Source organism: Nocardioides segetis (genome assembly GCF_051390595.1).
GTDB lineage: Bacteria > Actinomycetota > Actinomycetes > Propionibacteriales > Nocardioidaceae > Nocardioides.
Genome location: NZ_JBNINR010000002.1, coordinates 434,007 through 456,470, shown reverse-complemented (window position 1 = coordinate 456,470; position 22,464 = coordinate 434,007). Strand labels below are relative to the sequence as shown.

The 22,464-nt window shown below is 73.7% G+C and carries 18 protein-coding genes; 9 read left to right on the top strand and 9 right to left on the bottom strand.

Annotation, left to right across the window (positions count from 1 at the left end):
• Positions 1 to 42: 42 nt before the first annotated feature.
• The 5 genes from ACPZVR_RS05860 to ACPZVR_RS05840 all read left to right on the top strand — a co-directional run bounded on the left by ACPZVR_RS05860 (position 43) and on the right by ACPZVR_RS05840 (position 9,043).
• Positions 43 to 2,190 carry a dipeptide ABC transporter ATP-binding protein gene (locus ACPZVR_RS05860; protein WP_436698634.1) on the top strand — a complete coding sequence of 716 codons (2,148 nt, stop codon included), beginning with the start codon at positions 43 to 45 and terminating at the stop codon, positions 2,188 to 2,190.
• 1 nt (position 2,191) lies between these two features.
• On the top strand, positions 2,192 to 3,142 hold the full coding sequence (locus ACPZVR_RS05855) for an ABC transporter permease (RefSeq protein ID WP_436698633.1): 951 nt from the start codon (positions 2,192 to 2,194) through the stop codon (positions 3,140 to 3,142).
• Positions 3,139 to 4,026, top strand: coding sequence for an ABC transporter permease (locus tag ACPZVR_RS05850; RefSeq protein ID WP_436698632.1), 888 nt, complete (start codon positions 3,139 to 3,141; stop codon positions 4,024 to 4,026). The genes ACPZVR_RS05855 and ACPZVR_RS05850 overlap by 4 nt, the downstream gene beginning before the upstream one ends.
• Positions 4,027 to 4,185: 159 nt before the next feature.
• Positions 4,186 to 6,048, top strand: a complete 1,863-nt coding sequence (locus ACPZVR_RS05845) for an ABC transporter substrate-binding protein (protein WP_436698631.1) — start codon at positions 4,186 to 4,188, stop codon at positions 6,046 to 6,048.
• 31 nt (positions 6,049 to 6,079) lie between these two features.
• Complete coding sequence (locus ACPZVR_RS05840; protein WP_436698630.1) at positions 6,080 to 9,043, top strand: prolyl oligopeptidase family serine peptidase; 2,964 nt, start codon at positions 6,080 to 6,082, stop codon at positions 9,041 to 9,043.
• Here ACPZVR_RS05840 and ACPZVR_RS05835 read toward each other — a convergent pair.
• The 4 genes from ACPZVR_RS05835 to ACPZVR_RS05820 form a co-directional block, all read right to left on the bottom strand.
• A complete protein-coding gene (locus ACPZVR_RS05835; protein WP_436698629.1) occupies positions 9,021 to 10,727 on the bottom strand; it encodes a PucR family transcriptional regulator in 1,707 nt (568 codons plus the stop codon). The two genes, ACPZVR_RS05840 and ACPZVR_RS05835, sit on opposite strands and share 23 nt — an antisense overlap.
• Positions 10,728 to 10,815: 88 nt before the next feature.
• Positions 10,816 to 11,919 carry an o-succinylbenzoate synthase gene (gene menC / locus ACPZVR_RS05830; RefSeq protein ID WP_436698628.1) on the bottom strand — a complete coding sequence of 368 codons (1,104 nt, stop codon included), beginning with the start codon at positions 11,917 to 11,919 and terminating at the stop codon, positions 10,816 to 10,818.
• A complete protein-coding gene (locus ACPZVR_RS05825) occupies positions 11,916 to 12,848 on the bottom strand; it encodes a GNAT family N-acetyltransferase (RefSeq protein WP_436698627.1) in 933 nt (310 codons plus the stop codon). The genes menC and ACPZVR_RS05825 overlap by 4 nt, the downstream gene beginning before the upstream one ends.
• The gene (locus tag ACPZVR_RS05820) at positions 12,845 to 13,990 is read right to left on the bottom strand and encodes a M20 family metallopeptidase (RefSeq protein WP_436698626.1); all 1,146 of its coding nucleotides are present in this window, start codon (positions 13,988 to 13,990) and stop codon (positions 12,845 to 12,847) included. Before ACPZVR_RS05820 ends, ACPZVR_RS05825 begins: the two co-directional genes overlap by 4 nt.
• A gap of 177 nt (positions 13,991 to 14,167) precedes the next feature.
• Here ACPZVR_RS05820 and ACPZVR_RS05815 point away from each other — a divergent pair, with 177 nt between their 5' ends.
• Together ACPZVR_RS05815 and ACPZVR_RS05810 are read left to right on the top strand one after the other, a co-directional pair.
• The gene (locus ACPZVR_RS05815) at positions 14,168 to 15,211 is read left to right on the top strand and encodes an alpha/beta fold hydrolase (RefSeq protein WP_436698625.1); all 1,044 of its coding nucleotides are present in this window, start codon (positions 14,168 to 14,170) and stop codon (positions 15,209 to 15,211) included.
• A 154-nt stretch (positions 15,212 to 15,365) separates the two neighbouring features.
• Positions 15,366 to 15,731, top strand: a complete 366-nt coding sequence (locus ACPZVR_RS05810) for a DsrE family protein (RefSeq protein WP_436698624.1) — start codon at positions 15,366 to 15,368, stop codon at positions 15,729 to 15,731.
• Positions 15,732 to 15,740: 9 nt separating this feature from the next.
• On the opposite strand, the gene ACPZVR_RS05805 is transcribed toward ACPZVR_RS05810, so the two are convergent.
• Genes ACPZVR_RS05805 through ACPZVR_RS05795 form a run of 3 tightly spaced genes read right to left on the bottom strand, consistent with a single transcriptional unit; the run spans position 15,741 to position 18,815 of the window.
• Complete coding sequence (locus ACPZVR_RS05805; RefSeq protein WP_436698623.1) at positions 15,741 to 16,484, bottom strand: SDR family NAD(P)-dependent oxidoreductase; 744 nt, start codon at positions 16,482 to 16,484, stop codon at positions 15,741 to 15,743.
• Positions 16,484 to 17,449, bottom strand: a complete 966-nt coding sequence (locus ACPZVR_RS05800; protein WP_436698622.1) for a 2-hydroxyacid dehydrogenase — start codon at positions 17,447 to 17,449, stop codon at positions 16,484 to 16,486. Before ACPZVR_RS05800 ends, ACPZVR_RS05805 begins: the two co-directional genes overlap by 1 nt.
• 31 nt (positions 17,450 to 17,480) lie before the next feature.
• Positions 17,481 to 18,815 carry an FAD-dependent oxidoreductase gene (locus ACPZVR_RS05795; protein WP_436698621.1) on the bottom strand — a complete coding sequence of 445 codons (1,335 nt, stop codon included), beginning with the start codon at positions 18,813 to 18,815 and terminating at the stop codon, positions 17,481 to 17,483.
• 114 nt (positions 18,816 to 18,929) lie between these two features.
• Here ACPZVR_RS05795 and ACPZVR_RS05790 point away from each other — a divergent pair, with 114 nt between their 5' ends.
• Entirely contained in the window at positions 18,930 to 19,853 is a 924-nt protein-coding gene (locus ACPZVR_RS05790; protein ID WP_436698620.1) for a LysR family transcriptional regulator, read from the top strand.
• Between the two features lie 39 nt (positions 19,854 to 19,892).
• On the opposite strand, the gene ACPZVR_RS05785 is transcribed toward ACPZVR_RS05790, so the two are convergent.
• Both ACPZVR_RS05785 and ACPZVR_RS05780 read right to left on the bottom strand, forming a co-directional pair.
• Positions 19,893 to 20,915, bottom strand: a complete 1,023-nt coding sequence (locus tag ACPZVR_RS05785; protein ID WP_436698619.1) for a hypothetical protein — start codon at positions 20,913 to 20,915, stop codon at positions 19,893 to 19,895.
• A 128-nt stretch (positions 20,916 to 21,043) separates the two neighbouring features.
• Entirely contained in the window at positions 21,044 to 21,940 is an 897-nt protein-coding gene (locus ACPZVR_RS05780; RefSeq protein ID WP_436698618.1) for a phenylalanine 4-monooxygenase, read from the bottom strand.
• Positions 21,941 to 22,030: 90 nt separating this feature from the next.
• Between ACPZVR_RS05780 and ACPZVR_RS05775 the strand changes: the two genes are divergently transcribed.
• Positions 22,031 to 22,462: an Lrp/AsnC family transcriptional regulator gene (locus ACPZVR_RS05775; RefSeq protein ID WP_436698617.1), complete on the top strand. Its 432-nt coding sequence runs from the start codon at positions 22,031 to 22,033 to the stop codon at positions 22,460 to 22,462.
• The last annotated feature ends 2 nt before the right edge of the window (positions 22,463 to 22,464 follow it).

The window sequence follows — 22,464 nt, the reverse complement described above, 5'->3', positions numbered from 1 at the left end:
GCGCACCAACATCGCGGGTGACCCGCGTCGCACCATCGTGACGTGGCACCGGAGAGCACAGCAGAAGGCACCGTCGTGAGCACCGCGCCCGCACCCACACCGGCCTCCGCGCACGCCGCCCGCGACCGGGTGCTCGCCGTGCGCGACCTGTCGGTGGAGATCCGCCGCGGTGACCGCGTGGTCCGGCCCGTCTCGGGCGTGAGCCTCGACCTCCACCGCGGCGAGACGCTCGGCATCGTCGGCGAGACCGGCTCCGGCAAGTCGATGACCGGGCTGGCGATCATGGGCATGCTGCCCTCCGGCGGGCGGGTGACCGCCGGGTCGATCGACTTCGGAGGCACCGAGCTCGTCGGGCTGCCCGCGCCGCGCTACCGCGGCATCCGCGGCAACGAGATCGCCATGGTCTTCCAGGACTCGCTCACCTCGCTCAACCCGACCCGCCGCATCGGCGACCAGGTGGCCGAGCCCGCCCGGCTGCACCAGGGCCTGTCGCGACGCGCCGCCCGGCAGCGCGCGGAGGAGATGCTCGCGCTGGTCGGCATCCCCCGCCCCGCCGAGCGGTTGGACGACCACCCGCACCAGCTCTCCGGGGGCATGCGGCAGCGGGTGATGATCGCCATGGCGCTGGTCTGCGAGCCCACCGTGATCATCGCCGACGAGCCGACCACCGCCCTCGACGTCACGATCCAGGCTGAGATCCTCGAACTGCTCGACGACCTGCGCGCCCGGCTCGGGATGGCGATGATCCTGGTGACCCACGACATGGGCGTGATCGCCCGGCACACCGACCGGGTCGGCGTCATGTACGCCGGCCGGCTGGCCGAGACCGGACCGACGGCCGATCTCTTCGAGCGCACCCGGCACCGCTACACGCAGGCACTGCTCGCCTCGATCCCCTCGCTCACGCACGACCGCGGCCAGGAGCTCTTCAGCATCGGCGGCGCGCCGCCGGACCTCTCGGCCGCCCCGGTCGGCTGCGGCTTCGCTGCCCGCTGCGCGGCCGCGACGGACCGGTGCCGGACCGAGCTGCCGCCCGTCGTCGCCGAGGGAGCGCATGCCTTCGCCTGCTGGCACCCGGCCTCCGGCCCCGTCGAGCACGTCGAGCCCACCCAGCGCGCCGAGCCCGTCGAGCATCTCCCGGGCCCGGTCCCGGCGACCGCGCGCCCGGCGACGGAGGCGCCGCGGCTGCAGGTCGTGGACCTGCACCGGGAGTACCCCGCCGGCCACGCCGGCTGGCTCGGAGCGAGGCGCACGGTCAAGGCGGTGTCCGGGGTCAGCTTCGAGGTGGCGCCCGGGGAGACCTTCGGCCTGGTGGGGGAGTCCGGCTGCGGGAAGTCCTCGCTGGGCCGGATGCTCGTCGCCCTGGACGCCCCGACGTCGGGCGAGGTGGTCTTCGAGGGCCGCTCGGTCACCACGATGGGCCGGCGCGAGCTCGGCGCGCACCGGGCCCGGCTGCAGATGATGTTCCAGGACTCGAGCGCCGCCCTCGACCCGCGGATGCGGATCGGGGCGGTCCTCCGCGAGCCGCTGGCCATCCAGGGGATCGGCACCCGGGCCGAGCGGACCGCGACCGCCCGGGACCTGCTCGCCGACGTCGGCCTGCCCGCGGCCGTCCTCGAGCGCTTCCCCCACGAGCTCTCCGGCGGCCAGCGCCAGCGGGTCGCGCTCGCGCGGGCACTGGCCCTCGACCCGACCGTGCTCGTCGCCGACGAGCCGGTCAGTGCCCTCGACGTCTCCATCCGCTCCCAGGTCCTCAACCTGATGCGCCGGATCCAGCGTGAGCGCGGGCTGAGCAGCGTCGTGATCTCCCACGATCTCGCCGTGGTCCGCTATCTCGCCGACCGGGTCGGCGTGATGTACCTCGGCAAGCTCGTCGAGACCGGCGCCGCCGAGGAGGTGTACGCCGCACCGGCGCATCCCTACACGGCCGGCCTGCTGGCCGCCGTACCGGAGCCGGTGCCGGGCGCACCGACCGCGCCGTCGGCACCGTCGGGCCGGGCCGACCGGGTGCGCGGTGAGCTGCCCAGCCCGCTCGACCCGCCGAGCGGCTGCCGGTTCCGGACCCGCTGCCCGCTCGCCACCGAGCTGTGTGCCGAGGTCGAGCCGGTGCTCGAGGACGTCTCGGGCACCCACCAGGTGGCCTGCCACTTCCCGTTGCAGCCGAAGGTCCCGCAGACAGGAGTCGCCTGACATGGCCTGGTACGTCGCCAAGAGGCTCGCCGTCTCCGCCGTGGTGCTGCTCGGCATCTCCGCCGTCGTGTTCTTCCTGCTGCACCTGGTCTCGGACAGCCCGGGTCGGGTGGTCCTCGGGCAGCGCGCGAGCCCCGAGGCGGTCGCGGACTTCAACCACCAGCACGGCTTCGACCGTCCGGTCGTGATGCAGTACTTCAGCTATCTCGGCCAGTTGCTGCAGGGGGACCTCGGCCGCTCCTACAAGCTCAACCAGGACGTCGGCACCCTGCTCCAGCAGAACGCCGGCCGCAGCGCGATGCTGTCGCTGGCGGGGCTGCTGCTCGCCCTGGCCATCGCGGTCCCCCTGGGCATCCTGCAGGCGGTCAAGCGCAACAGCGTCGTCGACCGGGTCGCCACCGGCGTGGCCTACGTCCTCTACGCGACGCCGGCGTTCCTGCTCGGTCTGGTCCTCATCGCCGTGTTCAGCCAGCAGCTCGACCTGTTCCCGGCCGAGGCCTCGCAGTCCCACTCGCCGTGGGTGGTGTTCACCGACCCGAGGTCCATGGCGCTGCCCGTGGTCACGATCGCGGTCACCAGCATCGCGATCTTCAGCCAGTACCAGCGCTCGTCCGCGCTGGACCAGCTCGGCCAGGACTACATCCGGGTCGCCCGCGCCAAGGGCCTGCCGGAGCGGCTGGTCCTCACCCGGCACCTGCTGCGCAACGCCTGCCTGCCGCTGATCACCCTCGTCGGCACGATGATCCCGCTGCTGTTGGCGGGCAACCTGATCGTCGAGTCGCTCTTCAACTACTCCGGGCTCGGGCTGCTGTTCCTCAACAGCCTGCACCGCGAGGACTACCCCGTCCTCCTCGCCTACACCCTCATCGGCGGCCTGCTCACCGTCGTGGGCAACCTCATCGCCGACATCGCGGTGGCCCTGGCCGACCGCAGGATCGAGCTGGCCTCATGACCGCCGTCGACGCGACTCCCGGGACACCGCAGCTCCCACCGGCGCCGGCCGGCCTCCGGACCGTCGTACGCCGCATGCGGCACCACCCGCTCGGCCTCGCCGGCGGCGGCTTGCTCCTGCTCGTCGTCGCCTTCTGCTACCTCGGGCCGCTGTTCTGGCGCACCGAGCAGACCGACGTGAACCTGCTCGACGCGGCGCTGCCGCCCGGCCCGGGACATCCGCTCGGCACCGACACCAACGGCTTCGACGTCCTCGGCCGGCTGATGGAGGGCGGCCAGGTCTCGCTCCAGATCGGCCTGCTGGCGGCGCTCTTCGCCACCACCTTCGGCACCGTGTACGGCGCCGTGGCCGGTCTCGCCGGTGGCATCGTCGACGGCTTCATGATGCGCCTGGTCGACGTCCTCCTGTCCGTGCCGTTCCTGTTCTTCGTGCTCATCCTCTCCGCGCGGTTCCACGCCAACGCCTGGACGCTCGCGCTCGTCATCGGCGCCTTCTCCTGGCTCATCTCGGCGCGGCTGGTGCGCGGTGAGGTGCTGACCCTGCGGGTCCGCGAGTACGTGCTGGCCGCGAAGGTCATGGGCGCCTCCCGCCGGCGGATCATCTTCACCCACCTGATCCCCAACGCGATGGGGGTGATCATCGTCAACGTCACCTTCCAGGTGGCCGACGCGGTCCTCGTGGTCGCGGCGCTCGGCTTCCTCGGCTTCGGGCTGAGCTATCCGACCACCGACTGGGGCAGCCAGCTGGCCAGCGGCGTCACCTACATCTCGGCCGACTACTGGTGGCTCATCTACCCCGTGGGCGGCTTCATCGTGCTCACCGTGCTCGCCCTCAACCTGCTCGCCGACGCCCTGCGGGACGCGATCGGGCGCAAGGCGGACTGAGTGCCGGGCCCCTCCGGACCGCCGCCGGAAACCCCAGCGGACCGGGCTGTCCGGGCCCACCGACCTGCCGACGAGGAATCGTCGGCACGGACGAACCGGGCTCCGCGCGGCTGGTGCATCTTCATCCGAACAACCCGACCCACACTGCGGAGAACAGACATGAAGCACCTGCGTGGACAGCGAAGCGGCCGCCTGGGCGTGGTCGCCGTCGCGGTGGTCGCCCTCCTCGTCTCGGGATGCTCCAGCGAGGGAGCATCGACGAAGGACGTCGCGAAGAAGTACCAGGACATCCCCGCCGAGACGGGCACGCCGCAGGACGGGGGCACGATCACCGTCGCGCTCACGCCGGGCCTGAGCCCCAACTACATCTATCCGTACCCGCCGGCCTCGGCCAACGGCACCGTCATCGCGCGCGGGCTGATGTGGCGCGCGCTCTACCGCCCGAGTGGCACGGGCGAGCAGGTGGTCGACACCGAGCAGAGCCTCGCGGAGCTGCCCGAGACCGACGCGGATCGCACGAAGGTCACCATCAGGCTGAAGGACTACCAGTGGTCGAACGGCCGGAAGGTCACGGCCGACGACGTGGTGTTCTCCCTGGACCTGCTCAAGGCCGCGCTCGAGAAGAGCCCCGGCAACTGGAGCTTCTACACGCCGGGGCAGTTCCCCGACGGCGTCACCGCCGAGGCGACGGCCGAGGACACCGTCACGCTCGACCTCGAGACGGCGTACAACGAGTCCTACCTGCTCTCGATGCTCGCGCTGCTCTACGTGATGCCGTCGGAGGAGTGGAGCATCGCCGAGACCGGCGGCCCGCGGCTGGACTTCCGGGACCCGAAGAACGCGAAGGCGATCTACACCTACCTGACCCAGCAGTCCGAGGACCAGGCGAGCTTCGCCACCAACCCGCTGTGGCAGGTGGTCAACGGCCCGTTCCGGCTGAAGAGCTTCGACTCGACCACCGGCTCGTTCTCGCTGGTGCCCAACGAGCGGTTCAGCGGACCGGGCGAGCAGCATCTCGACCAGGTCGACTTCAAGGCGTTCACCTCGGCCTCGGCCGTCCTCAACCAGTACAAGGCCGGCACGCTCACCGTCGGGACCCTCGACTCCAGCTACGTCACCGAGATCGACGCCCTGAAGAAGGACGGGTACCACGTCTACGGCGCGCCGGCGCCGGCCCGCTTCGACGCCTTGACCATCAACTTCGAGAACACCGTCGACGACTTCGACAAGATCATCGCCCAGCCGTACGTGCGCCAGGCGCTCCAGCACCTGATCGACCAGGAGGGCTACGTCGAGAGCCGGGGCATCTACAACGGCGCCGCCTCGGAGAACTACAGCACCGCCGGCGCCGACTCGCCGTACCCCCCGGACTTCGGTGACGACGCGCCCTACCCCTACGACCCGGCGGCGGCCGAGAGGCTGCTCACCGACCACGGCTGGAAGGTCGTGCCCGACGGCACCACGACCTGCGAGCGTCCCGGCACCGGCGAGGGCCAGTGCGGCGCGGACATCCCCCAGGGCGCGAAGATCAGCTTCACCCTCGCCTCCGCGAACACCCCGGCGTACGTCGGTGCCCGCGACGTCGCCTTCGTGTCCGAGGCGAAGAAGCTCGGCATCGAGGTCGAGGTCGTGACGAAGTCGCTGAACTACATGTACGCCAACTACGGCAACAGCTTCGCGCCGGCCACCACGAACGAGTGGGCCATGCAGGACTACGGCCCGCTCTACCTGGCGGCGGGCTACCCGAGCAGCAACACGGTCTTCAACACCGAAGGGAGCTTCAACCTCGGCACCTACTCCAACGAGGAGGTCGACGACCTGATCGAGGCGTCGACCTTCGGGGCCGACCCGGCGGTGCTGTCGAAGGAGATCACCACGATCTCCGAGGACCTGCCGGTGCTCTTCTTCCCGACGCCGCACACGCTGGTGGTCTGGAAGGACACGCTGTCCGGCCCGCCGGAGACGTTCCACTCCCTGCTGAGCTACCTCTACAGCCCGGAGCAGTGGTACCTCACGAAGTGACACCCTGACGACCGACACGAAAGGAACCTCCGTGGTCGACCTCGCCGGCGTGCGCGCAGCGATCGGTGACGCCCGGGTGGTGGCGCTGGGCGAGGCCGGCCACAACATCGCCGAGCTCCACGAGCTCCGGGACGAGCTGTTCCGGATGCTCGCGGAGCTCGGCTTCACCGCGCTGGTGCTGGAGTCCGGGTTCGCCGAGGGTCTCGCGCTCGACCGTTGGGTGGCCGGGGGACCGGGGGCGGTCGAGGACGTCGCCCGGGAGGCGATCTCCTACGGCTTCGGCAATGCCGACCAGGTGCACCGCCAGCTGGCCTGGATGCGCTCCCACGGCGGGCTGCGGGTCTACGGCATGGACGTGGCCGGCGGAGCCACCTCACCGGGGCCCGCGGTGCGGGAGCTGCTCGACCGGATCCCCGCCCGCGCGGACGACCCCGACCTGGCGCGGCGCAGCGACCTCGGCGGCCGCGTCGAGGCCGCGATCCGGTGGGCCGCACGCGACGACGCCGAGCGGGACCGCCTGCGCGCCGACCTGCGCGCCCTGGCCGCGCGGGGCCTCACCACGGGCGACCCGGTGGACGCGCGACTGGCCGCCTCGCTCCTCGCGTTCGCCGACGAGCAGGACCGCGACGCGTTCATGGCCGACACCGTGCGCTGGGTCCTCGGGCGTGAGCACCGGATCCTGGTGAGTGCCCACAACGGGCATGTCCAGCGGGTGCCGTACGACGGTCTGCCGACGGTCGGCAGCCTGCTCGCCGACGAGCTGGGCGACGACCTCCTCGTCGTCGGGACGACCTTCGCCACGGGACCGGCGGTGCGGATCGCCGACCGCTCCGCCCGCCCCTTCGACTGGGAGGTCGCCCTGGAGGAGGGGGTCGCGGGACCGGAGCCGGCCGACGGCGCCTTCGACCTCGTGCTCCGCCTGGGCGAGGTGCACCGCGTCCCGGGGGCCTTCGAACGGCTCCGTCGCGAGCTCGGCGCGCCCTTCCCACCGGCGCGGACCGGCGACGACGTCACCACGCGCGCCGGCGTCCGGGTGCCGGACCCCTATCGCTGGCTGGAGGCCGAGGACGACGAGGTGCAGGCCTGGCAACGCCGGCAGGCCGAGATCGCCACCGGCTCGATCCTCGGCGGTCAGGACCGCGCGTCCCTGCGCGCCCTCGTCGAGGAGTACGACGCCGGGGCCCGTCCGGTGCTGCCCCGCCCCGCGGCGGGGCGGTGGTTCCGGCCCGTCGGCAGCGCGGTCGTCGTGGCCGACGAGCCGTACGCGCCGGGCCGGCCGGTCGTCGTCCTGGAGGAGGGGGCGGTGCTGTCGTGGCTCGCTCCCTCGCCCGACGGGCGGGTGCTGGCGGTCGGGGTGTGCACCGACGGGAGCGAGCACAACACGATCCGGCTGGTCGAGGTCGCGTCCGGGGTGCGGCTGCCCGCGCCACCGCACGTGCTGCACAGCGCCTGGGCGGGGGGCGTCTCCTGGGCCGCGGACAGCAGCGGCTTCTGGTTCCTCGCCCTCACCGGCGCGCCGGAGGAGTTCGTCCAGGCGACCTTCCACCACGACCTCGGCTCGGGCCGGACGGTGGTCGAGCCGGTGCCCGTCCCCGCGGGTTCGCGGGAGTACACGCTGGTCCAGCCGTCGCCCGACGGGCGTTGGCTGGTCGCCGCGCACCGGGTGGGGAGCCCGATCCCGATCGCGGTCCGCGACCTGGCCGCGGGTGACGGCCGATGGCGTCCGTTCGTCACCTCCTGTCCGGGGACGGTGGCGGGGCATGTCGTCGGCGACCGGTACGTCGCCGTCACCGACGTCGGCGCCGCGCGGGGCCGGCTGGTCGCGATCCCCCTCGACGCCGCCACTCCCGACGACGCCGGCACCTGGGAGGAGCTCCTCCCCGAAGGGGCGACCGTGCTGCGCTCGGTGACCCCGGTCGGCGACCACCTCTACCTCGCCGAGCTCGACCGGACCTTCGCGCGGATCCGGGTCCTCGACCGCTCCGGCGCGGTCACCGGCGAGGTGCCGCTGCCCGGCCGGGGCGCCGTCGCCGCGCCCTTCTTCGCGCTCACCGGGCTCGCCGTGGGTGCCCCCGCCGCGGAGCTCGTGTTCGCCTTCTCCACGCTCACGACCTCGTGGAGCGTGCACCGGCACCGGCCGGGCAGCGACGGGCTGGAGACGCTGGTCGGGCCGGCCGTCACCCTCGACGCGGTGGTCGAGGAGGGCGCGGCGCCCACGACCGACGGGACACGCGTGCCGTTCCACGTCGTGCGGCCGACCTCGGCGCCGTCCGGCCCGGCACCGACCCTGATCACGGCGTACGGCGCGGCGAACGTGCCCACCCTGCCGTCCTACCAGCCCGACCTCGCGGCCTTCGTCGCCGCGGGCGGGACGGTCGTCCAGGCGTACCTGCGCGGCGGTGGCGAGCTCGGCCGCGACTGGTACCTCGCCGCCCACCGGGCGACCAAGCACGTGCGTGACGACGACCTCGTCGCCGTCGCCGAGCACCTCCTGGCCACCGGGCGCACGACGACCGACCGGCTCGCGCTCACCGGCGGCTCCGACGGCGGGCTGATGTGCGGCGTCGCGGTGACCACGCGCCCCGACCTGTGGCGGGCGGTGCTGCCGCGGGCGCCCCTGCTCGACCTCGTCGCCGGCATGCGCGACCCGTACCTCGACTTCGTGATCCGCAAGGCCTGGGGCGACCCCGACGACCCGGCCGACGTACGCCGGATGATCGGCCGCTCGCCGTACGAGCTGGTGCGGCCCGGCGTCTTCCCGGCCGTCTACGTCCAGGCCGGCGCCGCCGACCCGCGCTGCCGGCCCTGGCACGCCCGCAAGTTCGTCGCCCGGCTCCAGGCGGCCCAGCGGGGCGACGCCCCGATCCTCCTGCACGTGTTCGAGGACGCCGGCCACGGCGCCGCCACGGACCCCGAGGTGATCGTCGCCCAGGACGTCGAGTGGCTGGGATTCCTGGTGCGGGAGCTGGGGCTCAGTCCTCCGACGTCGCGGTGAGGTCCATCAGGCGCAGCTGCAGCATGGCGGCGAGCCGGGCGTTCGGGTCGGCGAGGTCGAGACGCCCCACCTCGGCGGCGCGGCGCAGCCGGTAGCGGAACGTGTTGGCGTGGACGTACATCGCGGCCGAGGCGACCGCGACGTCCCCGAAGGCGTCCAACCAGGCGCGCAGGGTGTCGACGAGGCTGCTCTGGTGCTCCTGGTCGTAGGCGACGATCCGGGCGACGGCGCCACTGGGGATGTCGCCGCGGGGGACGCGATCGGCGAGCTCGAGCAGGAGCGCCTCGAGGTGGACGTCGTCGAGACGGGCGACCTGCGCGGAGACCCCGGCCCGGGCCGGGGCCGGTCCGGTCGACGGCCGCGAGCGCAGCACCCGGAGCGCGCGGTCGGCGCCGGTGCGGGAGCGCTGGAGGGAGGCGCTGCCGGGGGCGAGCGGGCCGACACCGACGAGGGGGCGGAGGCGGGAGTCGACGCGGGAGAGGAAGTCGGCGGCGATCTCGGCGGCGCGCTCCTCGCTGTCCTTGCGCCCGCGCGCAACCGGGAGGATCCCGTAGGCGACGTCGCCGACGAGGCCGGCGGCGCTGCGCGGGTGGACGGCGGTGAGGTGCAGGGCGAACGCGTCGGCGACCCGCTTGCGCTCCACCGCCAGCTGCGCGGGCAGCGGATGCTCGGAGCCGGCGCCGACGACGGTCAGGGCGAGGACGACCGCCGGCTCGTCCTTGAGGCCGAGGCGGCGCAGCGTCTCCAGGGTGCGCGGGCCGCTCTCCAGCGCGGTGCTGAGCAGGTCGGCGCGCAGCCGGCGCTCGACGTCGGCGTCGGCCCGGGCCCACACCATGTGCATCGCGACCAGCTTCGAGGCGTCGTAGAGGGCCTGGCCACGCGTCTCGTCGAGCGGCTCGTTGACGACGGCCCAGATCGTGCCGAGGATCTCGTCGCCGGCGCGCACGGCGATCGCGGCCCGGCCGCTGCCCGCCGGCTCGTCGTCGGACAAGGGCGGCACCCAGACCGGACGGGTGCTGCGGTAGATCTCCTGGAAGACGCCCTCCTCCTCGAGCTGCCGGGTGTAGTGCTCGGGCACCTGGCGGCGCAGGATCGTCTGGACGCGCCAGGTGTCGGCTTCCTCCTGGCGGCTGGAGAACGCGAGCAGCCGCGAGCTGCGGTCCTCGATCGTGACGGGAGCGTCGACCAGCGCGGCGATCGCGTTGGCGACGGCGAAGAGGTCGTCGAGACCGGACTGGTAGCCGACCACCTGGCGCAGGCCCGCGCCGGTCCGGCCGAGCGGCTCGGGGTCGAGCTGCGGCCCGGCACTGGTCAGGGTGCGGATCATGCCGGCCAGGTGCGTCCAGGCCGCGCCGCGCGCGAGCGCCAGCACGGTCACGCCGGCGCGACGCGCCGCGGCGGCGAGCTCCTCGGTGACCTCCACCGGAGCCCGCACGACCAGGCCGATCGCGCCCTGCGCCCCGAGGCGCGCGGCGGCGGCCGCGATCTCGTCGGGCTCGTGCAGACCGACGCCCAGCACGAGGGCGTGCTCGGGCAGTTCGGGCTCGTCCAGCGGATCGTGGATGACCACGCCGCCGATCTCCTCGGGCCGCTGCACCTCGCCGCAGACGACGTCGAGCAGCGTGCTGCCGAGCTCCTCGACGACACGCGCGAGCCCGGCGCGGGGAAGGTCGGCCACGGTCACCCGCCCGACGCTAGCCGGGGGCCCCGGGGGCTTCGTTCGTCGTGCACGACGAAATCGTGCCAGACGTTGGTGGGGACCGACAGGTGGGTCAGACCGGCAGCCAGCGTCGCTCGACGGTCACCTCGTCGAGGACGTCGGGCAGGGGACTCACGCCCAGTCCCGGCCCGGTCGGCACGGTCAGGTGGCCCGCGTCGAGCACGAACGGCTCGGTGAGGTCGGTGCGGTAGTAGCGCTCCGAGGCGGAGGTGTCGCCGGGGAGGGTGAAGCCCGGGAGGGCCGCGAGCGCGAGGTTCGCGGCCCGGCCGAGACCGGTCTCCAGCATCCCGCCGCACCAGACCGGGATGCCGTTCGCCGCGCAGACGTCGTGGATCCGGCGCGCCTCCAGGTAGCCGCCGACCCGGCCGGGCTTGATGTTGACGATGCTGCACGCGCCGAGCGCGATCGCGTCGGCCGCCGTCGCCGCCGAGACGATCGACTCGTCGAGGCAGATCGGCGTCTGGACGACGCCGGCGAGCTCCGCGTGGCCGAGCAGGTCGTCCTCGGGCAGCGGCTGCTCGAGCAGCAGCAGGTCGAAGGGGTCCAGCTGCGCGAGATGGCGGGCGTCGCTACGGCGGTAGGCCGTGTTGGCGTCGACCTGGAGCAGGATGTCGCCGAAGCGCTCACGCACGGCGCGCACCGGCTCGACGTCCCACCCGGGCTCGATCTTGAGCTTGATCCGCAGGTAGCCGTCGGCGAGGTATCCCGCGACCGCGTCGAGCAGTGCCGGGATCGACGCGGTGATGCCCACCGACACCCCGCAGGCCACCGAGTCGCGGATCGCGCCGAGCGCGTAGCCGAAGGAGATGCCCCGGGCGCGCAGGTCGGCGTCGAGGACCGCGGTCTCCAACGCGGCCTTCGCCATCCGGTGCCCGCGGACCGACTCGAGGGCGGGCGCGACCCGGTGGGCGTCGAGGTCGTCGACGGCGGCGACCATCGGCACCAGGAACCGCTCGAGCACGTCGGTCGCGGCATCGGCGTACTCCGCGGAGTAGAACGGACCGGTCCCGGCGCCGCACTCGCCCCAGCCCTCGCTGTCGTCGGTGACGGCGCGGACCAGCACGGCCCGGCGTACGGTCTCGGTCCCGAAGGACGTCCGGAACGGCGCCACCAGCGGCACCTCGATGGTCCGGATCTCCACTCCGGTGAGCTTCACTGCGCTTCCTGCCTCTCCACGACGTACCAGCCCGATCGGTCGAATCCCGTCACCCGCGCCCCGCCGGCGACCAGCCCGCCGAGCACCTCGCGCAGCGCCGCGCGCCACGCGACGGCACACGCGGGGTCCTGCTCGCGCAGTGCCTCCACGTCGTCGGGTACGCCGACCAGCACGACCCGCCCGTACGCCGGCCGCACGAGAGGTCCGCCGGCGGCCGAGGCCTCCAGCGCGACGACCGCGCCGTCCGCGCGCAGCCGCGCCACGTCGGTCGCGCGCGGCGTCCCGGAGCAGGCCGCGACGACGTCGGGGGCCGTCAGCGGCCACCGGACGAGCACCCGGTCGGTGGGACCGGTGCGGTTGATGTCGTCGTCCATCGGCCCGTAGAAGTCGGGGAGGTACTCGGTCACGTCGGCGGCCAGCTTGCCGAGGTTGAACCAGGCGTTGCGGCGGATCAGCGGGTCGTAGGTCCAGGTGATCGCGCCGGCACCCTCGTCGAGCGTCCACGCGCGCTGGTGCAGCTTGAGGGCGAGTCCGACATGGCGCCCGGCCATCCGTGCGGCGACACCGGCGATGTGGCTGTGCAGCGCATCGCGGGTCGGGGCGGAGAAGAAGCCGAAGCAGGCGCCGACCAGCTCGCCTCCGTCGAAGGCGCCGCTGACGTAGCTGCCCGCCTTCGCCATCGCGCGGAGCAGGTCGGCGGTCACCGGGGGATTGCTCGCGCCGGTGCGCCAGATCCGCTCGTAGAGCCGGCGGACCCCCTCGAGGTCGGCGATGTCGTCGAGCGCGCGGATGGTGACGCCCGCGCTCGCGGCGGCTCGACCGGCCGCTGTCCAGGCAGGGGTCGCGAGGGCCGGCCCGTCGGGACGGGCGTCGGGACGGGCGTCGGGTCGGGCGTCGGGTCGGGCGTCGGGGCCGGCGGTGCCCGTCATGCGCGTGCCCCGTCCGTGGCGGCACCGGCCAGCAGGTCGGCGATCAGCGCGGTCAGCAGCCGGGTGCGACCGGACAGCTCGGCGACCAGCACGTGCTCGTCGTCGGCGTGCGCGCCGCCTCCGACCGCGCCGAGTCCGTCGAGGGTCGGGGTGCCGACCCCGGCGGTGTAGTTGCCGTCCGACGCGCCGCCGACGGAGACCGAGGTGACCCGCCCGAGACCCAGGTCGCCGGCCAGATGCTCGGCGCGTGCGTAGAGCGCGTGCGTCGCGCCCGGCGTCAGCGGTGGCCGGTTCGGGCCGCCGACCACCTCGACGTCGGCGCCGGGGAGCACCGGCCGCAGGCCGAGCATCGCGGCGTGGACGCGCTCCTGCTCGCCCTCGTCCCGGACCCGCACGTCGACGCCGAAGCCAGCCGCGGCAGGGACGGTGTTGATCGTGGTGCCCGCGTCGAGACGGGTCGGGGTGACCGTCGTACCCCGCTCCGGGGCGGCGAGGGCGGCGACCGCGTGCACCTGATGGGCCACCTCGATGGTGGCGTTGACCCCGCGCTCCGGCTCCAGGCCGGCGTGCGCCGCGCGACCGGTGACGAGCACGTCGTAGCGCGAGACGCCCTTGCGCTCGGTCTTCAGGGCTCCGCCGGGACCCGCCGCCTCCAGCACCAGCGCACCGGCGCAGCCGCGGGCCTCCTGCTCGATCAGCGCCCGGGAGGACGGGGAGCCGATCTCCTCGTCGCCGGTGACGAGCAGGGTCACGCCGTCGCGGTCGTCGAGTGTGGCGAGTGCGTGCAGCGCCATCACGATGCCGGCCTTCATGTCGAAGCAGCCCGGTCCGCGCAGCACGCCGTCAGCGACCCCGAAGGGGTGGGTCGCCAGCGAGCCCACCGGCCACACCGTGTCATGGTGGCCGAGCAGGAGCACGCGCCGCCCGGAGCCGAAGCGCCAGCGCAGGTGTGTCCAGCCGTCGAGGACGATGCGCTCCGGCTCGGCGCCCAGCAGCCGGGCGCCGAGCCCGGCGACGACCTCGGCGCTGCGCGCGACGGCCGCCCGGTCCTCCGACGGCGACTCGCACGCCACGAGCGTCCCGATGTCGGCGACCATCGCGTCGAGAGCCGGGAGCGCGCGGCCGGGTGCCTGCTGGTGCATGCCGCCCAGCATCGGGAACCAGGCCCCGTTCCGGGCTGTCGTCCCGGCCAAGAATCGGGGGGTCGGTTCGTCGAGTAGTCCGAGCCCCGGGCCGGCGCCCTGCTCGACCTCCTCGGCTGATCCGCACGACGAGAGCGGGCTCGGGTACTGCGGGCCGATGAGGCGTACGCTGCGGTTGTGGCGGGCGCCGTGACCCAGCAGGTGCGCTTCTGCCGCACGGACGACGGGGTGCGGCTCGCGTGGGCGCGCCACGGCTCCGGCCCGCCGCTGCTCATCGTGTCGTGCTGGCTCAGCCACCTGCAGCACGACTGGCAGAGCCCGGTGTGGCGGCACTTCCTCGACGACCTCGGCGAGATCGCGACCGTGCTCCGGTACGACGAGCGGGGATTCGGCCTCTCGGAGTGGGAGGTCGCCGACTTCTCCCTGGAGCGGCGACTGGCCGACCTGGAGACGCTGGTGGAGGCTGCCGGGCTGGGGCGCTTCGCGGTGCTCGGGATGTCCGGCGGGGCGCCGGTGGCGGTCGCCTACGCGCACGCCCACCCCGAGCGGGTGACCCGCCTGGTGCTCTACGGCGGCATGGCCGGCGGCGGGATCCAGCAGGAGGACGAGGCGGCCGAGGAGGCGTTCCGGGCGATGATCCGCGCCGGTTGGGCGCGGCCCGATCCGATCTTCCGGCGGGTCTTCACCAACGCGTTCATCCCCGACGCCACCGAGGAGCAGATGGCCTGGATGGACGAGCTGCAGCGGACCTCGACCAACACCGAGAACGCCGTGTGCAGCCGGATCGCCCGCCACGCGGTCGACGTCCGCCCGCTGCTGCCCCAGATCCCCGCCCCGACGCTGGTGCTCCACGCCGAGGGCGACCGGGTCGCCCCCGGGTGGGGTCCCCGTCTCGCCGCCGCGATCCCCGACGCCCGGCTGGTCATGCTCGACTCGCGCAACCACGTGCTGCTGGCGGACGAGCCGGCCTGGCCGGTGTTCCGCGCCGAGGTCGCCGCGTTCCTGGGAGCCGACCGGGTCGTCGTCCCGGTCGACCACCTGTCGTCCCGCGAGCGCGAGATCCTGCTCCTGGCCGCCGAGGGCCTCGACAACGCCGCCATCGCCGGCCGGTTGACGCTGAGCGTGCGCACCGTCGAGCGACACTTCCAGAACGTCTACCTCAAGCTCGGGCTGACCGGGCGCACGGCGCGTGCGGCCGCCGTCGCGCGGGTCCTCGCCTGACCTCGCCTGACCTCGGGCCTCGGCACAGCGCGCCGGAGCCGCTACGCGCCGGCCGCCAGCGCCGTCCCCGACCGGCCCGACGACTGCGCGTCAGCGCCGATGCCGGCGGCGCCGAGGCTGCCTAGCGTCGGACTCCCGACGAGAGGAGACGATGATGTCGAACAAGGCAGTGGTCAGCCTGACCACCGGTCTTGAGGACCCGGAGCGGGTGACGGTGGCGTTCCTGGTCGCGCTCGGCGCGGCCGAGCAGGGACGCCCGACGCTGATGTTCCTGACCAAGGAGGCGGTCCGGCTCGCGGTGCCCGGCGTCGCGGTGGGGACCGCCTGCGAGGGCTGCCCGTCGCTCCCTGAGCTGCTGGCGCGCTACGAGGCCGCCGGCGGGACCTACCTGGTCTGCCCGATCTGCTTCAACGCCAAGGCGCTCGACCCCGAGGACCTGGTCGCCGGCGCCGAGCTCGGCGGGACCATCCCGATGTGGCAGTGGATCGGCGACGAGGGCGCGACGTCCTTCAGTTACTGAGGGGAGCCGTCAGGTCCAGACGCCTCCGGGGCGACCGCCGTCGGCGGTCACCACGGCTCCGTTGGCCACCCGGCCGCGCGGCGACGCCAGGAAGGCGACGACGTCGGCGACCTCCGCGGCGGTGACCGGGCGGCCGAGGGAGTTGCGGGCCGCCGTCGCGGCGTAGTCCGCGTCGCCCTCGGTGCGCTCGGTGACGGTGAGGCCGGGATGGATGCAGCTCACCGCGATGCCGGCGGGGCCGAGCTCGTCGGCGAGGTTCTTGCTGAGCGCGACGACCGCGATATTGCGCACCGAGCCCGCGATGTTGCCGGTGGAGCGGGCGTTCATGCCACTGATGTTGACGATGGCGCCGCCCCGCTGCCGGAGGTACGGCACCGCCGCGCGGGCGGTCCTCAGATAGCCCAGCGCCTTGGTGTCGAGATGGCGCAGGAAGTCGGCGTCGTCGAGGCCGGCCAGGCCGGAGGGCGCCGACCGGTCGGCGCGGGGCGCGGCGCAGTTGACCAGGACGTCGAGCCCGCCGAGCAGCCGGGCCGCCTCGTCCACGGCGCCTACCACGGCCACGTCGTCGGTCGTGTCGGCCACGACGTGCCCCGCCGCGCCGATCTCGGCGGCGGTGGCGGCGAGGCTGGCGGCGTCGCGGGCGAGCAGGACCACGCGGGCGCCCTCGCGGACCAGTGCCGCCGCCGTGGCGCGGCCGATACCGCGGTTGCCGCCCGTGACCAGCGCCGCGGCGCCGGCGAGGCCGAGGTCCATCAGGCGTCCCCGTCCCTCGTGGCCAGCTCGGGGATCGGCGTGCGCAGGGTGCCGTCGGCCAGCCAGGAGGCGAGGTTGTCGAGCGTGAGCCGGCGCATGGCGGCCCGGGTCACGTGCGTGCCGGAGCCGACGTGGGGGAGCAGGACCACCGTGTCGAGGGCCGTCAGCTCGGCGGGCACGCGCGGCTCGTCGGCGTAGACGTCGAGACCGGCACCGCCCAGGCGGCCCTCCTGGAGCGCGGCGACGAGGGCGGCCTCGTCGACGACCGAGCCGCGGGCGATGTTGACCAGCACGCCGTCGGGCCCGAGCGCGTCGAGCACCGCGCCGTCGACCAGGGCGGCCGTGCCCGCTCCTCCCGGCACGACCACGACGAGGCTGTCGACGCCCGCCGCCAGCTCGACGGGCGAGGCGGCATAGGAGTACGGGACATCGGGGAGCCGGTGGCGGTTGTGGTAGCTCACCGTGCAGCCGCAGGCCTCCAGCCGGGTGGCGAGGGCCCGCCCGATCCGCCCCAGCCCGAGGATGCCCACGCGGCTGCCGGCGACCTGGCCGGTGAGCGGGAAGCCGCCCTCCAGCCACCTCCCCTCGCGGACGAAGCGATCGGCGGCGACCACCTGGCGTCGTACGGCGAGCAGCAGGGCCAGGGCGGTCTCGGCGACGGCGTCGTCGAGCACGTCGGGCGTGTTGCTGACCGCGATGCCGCGCTCCAGCGCCGCGGGGACGTCGATGTTGTCGTAGCCGACGCCATGGTTGGCGATCACGCCGAGGCGGGGGAGCGAGGCGATCAGGTCGGCGTCCACGCTGCCGACGTTGCTGCACACGATCCCCACGACGTCGGCGCCGTGCTCGGCCAGGAACCGATCGCGTCCCTCGTCGGGCAGGTCGAGGGCGTCGTACCTCTCGCCGACGGCGTCGTGGAGCTGCGGGCTGATCGGGGGCACACGGAGGATGGTCGGTCGGCTCACCCGACCAACCTACGCGTGGACCACGTCCGGGTCAGGAGCGGCCGGCGGCCACCATCTCCGCGCGGGTCGCGACCTTCACGCGGACGCGGCCCTCGGCCTCGCCGAGCGCGATCTCGTGGGCGTCGAGGCGCTCCCAGTCGGTGTGGGTGACGACGTCCACCTCCCGCTCCGCGAAGTACGCGTCGACGTCCTCGGGACGGCGCGCGGTGGCGGTGCGGCGCGTGTCGGCCAGCAGGTGGCCCACCGTCTCGGCGGCGTCGCTCTTCGTGTGGCCGATGAGGCCGACCGGGCCGCGCTTGATCCAGCCGGTGACGTAGGTGCCGGGGATCGGCGTGCCCTCCAGGTCGAGGACCCGGCCGCCTTCGTTGGGGATGACCGCGGCGCGGTCGTCGAAGGGCAGGCCGGGCAGCGCGCTGCTGCGGTAGCCGATGGCGCGGTAGACCTGCTGCACCTCCCAGTCGGTGAACTCGCCGGTGCCCTCGACCCGGCCGTCGGCGTTCGGGGAGTGGGTGCGCTCGGTGCGCAGGGTCGTCACCCGCCCGGCGGCGTCGGCGACGATCTCGGCGGGCGCCTCGGCGAAGTGCAGGTGGATCCGGTGCGGCTTGCCGACCGGGTCCGCCCCGACCCAGCTGGTGAGGGTGTTGAGCACCATCTTCTGTGCCTTGTGCTCGGCGATGTGCGCCATCCCGTGCTCGTCGACGTCGAAGCCCTCGGGGTGCACGATCACCTCGACGTTGGGCGAGTGGTTGAGCTCGCGCAGCTCGAGCGGGGAGAACTTGGCGTACGCCGGGCCGCGGCGGGCGAAGACGTGCACGTCGGTGACGGTCTTGGCCTTCAGGCCCGCGTGGACGTGGGGCGGGATGTCGGTCACGAGCATCTCGTCGCCCGTCTTGGCGAGCACCCGCGCCACGTCCAGGGCGACATTGCCGACGCCGAGGACGGCCACGCTCGTGGCGTCGAGCGGCCACTCCTGCGGGACGTCGGGGTGCGCGTCGTACCAGGAGACGAAGTCGGCCGCGCCGAGCGAGTGCTCCTCCCCGGGGATGCCGAGGTCGCGGTCGGCCATGGCGCCGGTGGCGATGACGACCGCGTCGTAGAACTCGCGCAGGTCCTCGAGCTTCACGTCGACGCCGTACTCGACGTTGCCGAGGAAGCGCACCTCGGGCTTGGCGATGACCCGCTGCAGCGCCTTGATGATCTCCTTGATCCGGGGGTGGTCGGGAGCGACGCCGTAGCGGACCAGGCCGAAGGGCGCGGGCAGGCGCTCGAGGATGTCGACGGAGACGTCGGCGTCGGACTTGGTGAGGATGTCGGCGGCGTAGATGCCGGCCGGGCCGCCACCCACGATCGCTACCCGGAGAGTCATGTTGGTCAGTCTGGTCGGCCCGAGGCGGTCACAGAACGAGATTGTGGTTGGGTGCTCACAAGGTAGGCTTGTGAGCATGCCAGGGACTCGCGCTCGCGACCGAGGGGCGGCCGCATGACGCTGGGTTCCCACGTCCCCGACCTGCGCGCGCTGGAGCTGCTCGTCGTGGTCGCCCGGACGGGCAGTCTCGGCGCCGCCGCGACCGAGCTCGGCATCAGCCAGCAGGCCGCCTCCTCGCGGGTGCGGACCATGGAGGCGCTCGTCGGTGAGCCGTTGGTCGCCCGCAGCAGGAGGGGCTCCGACCTCACGCCGACCGGCGAGCTGGTCGTGCAGTGGGCCGACCGCGTCCTCGACGCGGCCCAGGAGCTCGACGCCGGCATCGCGGCGCTGCGGGCGGACCGGCGCGGTCATCTCGACATCGCGGCCAGCCTCACGATCGCCGAGCACCTGCTGCCCGGTTGGCTGGTCGGCCTGCGGACCCAGCAGGTGCAGCGTGGCCAGCAGCCGACCGAGGTCACGATGACGGCCACCAACACCGCGCGGGTCGCCGAGCTGGTGGAGGCGGGGGACGTCGCCCTCGGCTTCGTGGAGGGTCCGGAGGCTCCCCGCGGGCTGCGGCGGCGCCTGGTGGGTACCGACGAGCTCGTGGTGGTGGTCGGTCCCCAGCACCCGTGGGCCCTGCGCTCCCGCCGCCGGGTGAGCGCCGAGACGCTCGCGGCCACGCCCCTCGTCGTCCGCGAGGCGGGGTCGGGGACGCGCACCGTGCTGGAGCGGGCCCTGGCCGACCGGCCACGCGCGACGCCGGCCCTGGAGCTGTCGAGCACGGCGGCGGTGCGGGCCGCGGTCGCCGCGGGGGCGGGGCCGGCCGCCGTCGGCGCGCACGCGGTGCGTGACGACCTGGCGACCGGCCGACTCGTCCGGGTCACCGTGACCGGGCTCGACCTCACCCGCCGTCTGCACGCGGTGTGGAAGGGCGGCCCGCACCCGCCGGAGGGACCGGCCCGCGAGCTGGTCGCCTGGGCGGCCCGCCGCCCCTGACGGATCTGTCCTGATCTGCGTCCCAGACGAGCAGATCCGTCAGGTGCGACGGTGACGGAGCCAGATCGCGCGCTGCTCCGGGGTGAGCGCGCGGCGCCGGGCGACCGTCGAGGTGTCGACCCACCAGCTCGGCTGGGTGAGCGTCCAGAGGCGCGGGCCGCGGCGATCCCCGGCCCGGGCCAGCGCTCCGTCGAGCCGGTAGCGGAACCGGGCCGCCTCGCCCCGGCCCGCCATCATCGTCACCACCTCGATTCCGGCGCGCCGGGTGAGCTCCTCGCGCATCAGGTCCCGACTCCGGCGCGTCCCCTCATCGTGGACGTCGCCGTCGTAGTCGCCGGCCAGGCCCGCCACCGGGTCGAACAGGTCGGGCGTGAAGAGATGGCGTCCCTGGCGGTCGAAGATCGGCGGGTTGCACAGCAGCGTCGCGCAGCGGTGGAGCTGCCAGATCCGCCGCATCACGACCTCTATCGGCGACCACGCGTTCTCGTCTGCGACGGCGAGGGCTCGGTCGAGACGGCGCTTGCCCCGCCGGCCGACCAGCCGCGCCGCATAGGCGCGGAGGGACGCGAGATCCACCAGGTCGTCGTACGCCGTCATGTCGATCGCCCGGACCGCGGCGATGTCGTCGGGCGCCGTCCGGGCGGCGTAGGTCACCGCGCGGAGCGGAACGGTGACGGGAAGCCCGTCGACGGCGATGACGTCGTCGGCGAAGAGCCAGTCCTCGGACAGGATCACGCCGGGCCGCGGGCGGGCCGCGCGCCGGTCGCCGAGCGCCACGGGGACCGGGAGCTCGGCGCCGTCTGCGGCGAACCCGCCGAACCAGCGCGCCCCCATCCAGTGCAGCGCGGCCCAGCCGGTCGCCGCCGACCCCGGTGGCAGGCACGCGACCGCCTCCACGATCCGCTGCTCGGTCGTGCGCGGAGCGTCGGCCGGCACGTAGCCTCCCGGGCCGGCGCCGCGCCACCGCCGGCCGCGGGCCTCGCCGGGGGTGGGGCCGCGGCGCCCGGCGGGGTCGATGCGCACCGGCACGACCACCTCGGGCCGCGTGATGTCGAGTCCCATGCCGGCGAGCATGCGCGAGTCGACGCGAGCCGGTGAGCGTCATCCACAGGCCCCGGCGTCGTACCTGACGGATCTGTCCTGATCAGCGTCCCAGACGAGCAGATCCGTCAGGTGCGACGGGCCAGGAGTCAGGCGTGGGCGGGTGTGCGCGCGAGGATCGCGGCGATCGAGTCGTCGGTGCACTCCGCCCAGAAGCCACCGACGACGTCCTCGAGCTGGGCGAACGAGTCCGCGACGTACAGCACGTCCTGGTAGTCGGTGATGTCGTAGAGCTGGGTGCCCATCGTGGCGATCTCGAGCGGGCGGATGGTCATCCCGCGGAACGCCTCGATCTCGCCGGGGGAGGACAGGATGCCGGCGCCGTAGGCCTTGAGCTCCCCGGCCTCCCACAGCACGCCGAACTCGAGGGTGAACCAGAAGACCTTGCTCACGAACTCCAGGGCCTCGGTGGTGCGCACCCGTCGCGAGGCCTGGCCGGCGAGCTCGTAGAGCGCCGTGAAGCGCGGGTTGGCCAGGGTGTTGCCGTGACCGACGACCTCGTGCAGGACGTCGGGCTCGGGCGTGTAGAGCGGCACCGAGTGATGGCGGACGTACTGGGTCGACCAGAAGGCCTTGTCGGCGAGGGAGCCGTAGAACTCGCGCAGCGGGACCAGGCCGGCAGCCGGGCGGTAGCTGAAGCCGGTCAGGGGCGCGAGCCACTCGCTGACCTCGGCGAGCTGGGGGATGTGGTCGATGGGCAGGCCGAGGGACTCCTTGCCGTCGAGGAACTCGCGGCAGCCGTACGCACGGTGCTTGGTCACCAGTGCCTCGCTGACCACCCGCCACACCTCGTGCTCCTCGTCGGTGTACTCCGCGGTCGGGCACGGCTCGCCGGGGCGCCAGCTGCTGGCGAGCGTGGCCAGGGCGTCGCGCCGGGCGCGATAGTCCGGGTCGGCGAAGCCGGGGTGGTCGGCGCCGAGATGGACCTTGAGCGAACCGTCCTCGTCGGCGGTCACCGGTGCGAAGTACTGGGCTTCCTCGAACATGCCTGCAGTCTGTGACGCGGTCCACGAGAATGCGAGCAGGGCCGGACGTTTTGCTGCTAATTGCCGCTGACTGGTGGCAATCTGTCCGACATGGACCGCATCGACCGTGGAATCCTGGACATCTTGCGCGCCGACTCCCGGACCTCGATCCGGGAGGTCGCCGACCGGCTCGGGATCAGCCGGGCGAGCGCCTACGCACGGGTCAAGCGGCTCGTGGACACCCGGGTCATCCGCGGCTTCACCATCGACGTCGACCACGCCGCGCTGGGCCTCGGCCTGCCGGCCTACATCCACGTCCGGATCAAGCAGAACACCTGGAAGTCCTTCCGGAAGAAGGCGTGGGCGCTGGAGGAGGCCGCCCACGTCGCCCTGGTCGCCGGCGACTTCGACTGCGTGATCCTGGTCCGGGCCCGCGACGCCGAGCACCTGCGCGAGCTGGTGCTGGAGCGCATCCAGGCCCTGCCCGAGGTGGTCGCGACTCAGACGGTGCTGGTCTTCGAGGAGCACGTCGGGCACGTCTGACC

What these genes read in the sequence shown, in the direction of transcription:
- ACPZVR_RS05820 (WP_436698626.1), bottom strand. Translation starts at nt 13,990, where the DNA reads ATGCACCAGCAGGCACCCGGCCGCGCGCTCCCGGCTCTCGACGCGATG.
- ACPZVR_RS05780 (WP_436698618.1), bottom strand. Translation starts at nt 21,940, where the DNA reads ATGTTCGAGGAAGCCCAGTACTTCGCACCGGTGACCGCCGACGAGGAC.
- ACPZVR_RS05795 (WP_436698621.1), bottom strand. Translation starts at nt 18,815, where the DNA reads ATGACTCTCCGGGTAGCGATCGTGGGTGGCGGCCCGGCCGGCATCTAC.
- ACPZVR_RS05775 (WP_436698617.1), top strand. Translation starts at nt 22,031, where the DNA reads ATGGACCGCATCGACCGTGGAATCCTGGACATCTTGCGCGCCGACTCC.
- ACPZVR_RS05845 (WP_436698631.1), top strand. Translation starts at nt 4,186, where the DNA reads ATGAAGCACCTGCGTGGACAGCGAAGCGGCCGCCTGGGCGTGGTCGCC.
- ACPZVR_RS05850 (WP_436698632.1), top strand. Translation starts at nt 3,139, where the DNA reads ATGACCGCCGTCGACGCGACTCCCGGGACACCGCAGCTCCCACCGGCG.
- ACPZVR_RS05785 (WP_436698619.1), bottom strand. Translation starts at nt 20,915, where the DNA reads ATGGGACTCGACATCACGCGGCCCGAGGTGGTCGTGCCGGTGCGCATC.
- ACPZVR_RS05825 (WP_436698627.1), bottom strand. Translation starts at nt 12,848, where the DNA reads ATGACGGGCACCGCCGGCCCCGACGCCCGACCCGACGCCCGACCCGAC.
- ACPZVR_RS05805 (WP_436698623.1), bottom strand. Translation starts at nt 16,484, where the DNA reads ATGGACCTCGGCCTCGCCGGCGCCGCGGCGCTGGTCACGGGCGGCAAC.
- ACPZVR_RS05855 (WP_436698633.1), top strand. Translation starts at nt 2,192, where the DNA reads ATGGCCTGGTACGTCGCCAAGAGGCTCGCCGTCTCCGCCGTGGTGCTG.
- ACPZVR_RS05810 (WP_436698624.1), top strand. Translation starts at nt 15,366, where the DNA reads ATGTCGAACAAGGCAGTGGTCAGCCTGACCACCGGTCTTGAGGACCCG.
- ACPZVR_RS05790 (WP_436698620.1), top strand. Translation starts at nt 18,930, where the DNA reads ATGACGCTGGGTTCCCACGTCCCCGACCTGCGCGCGCTGGAGCTGCTC.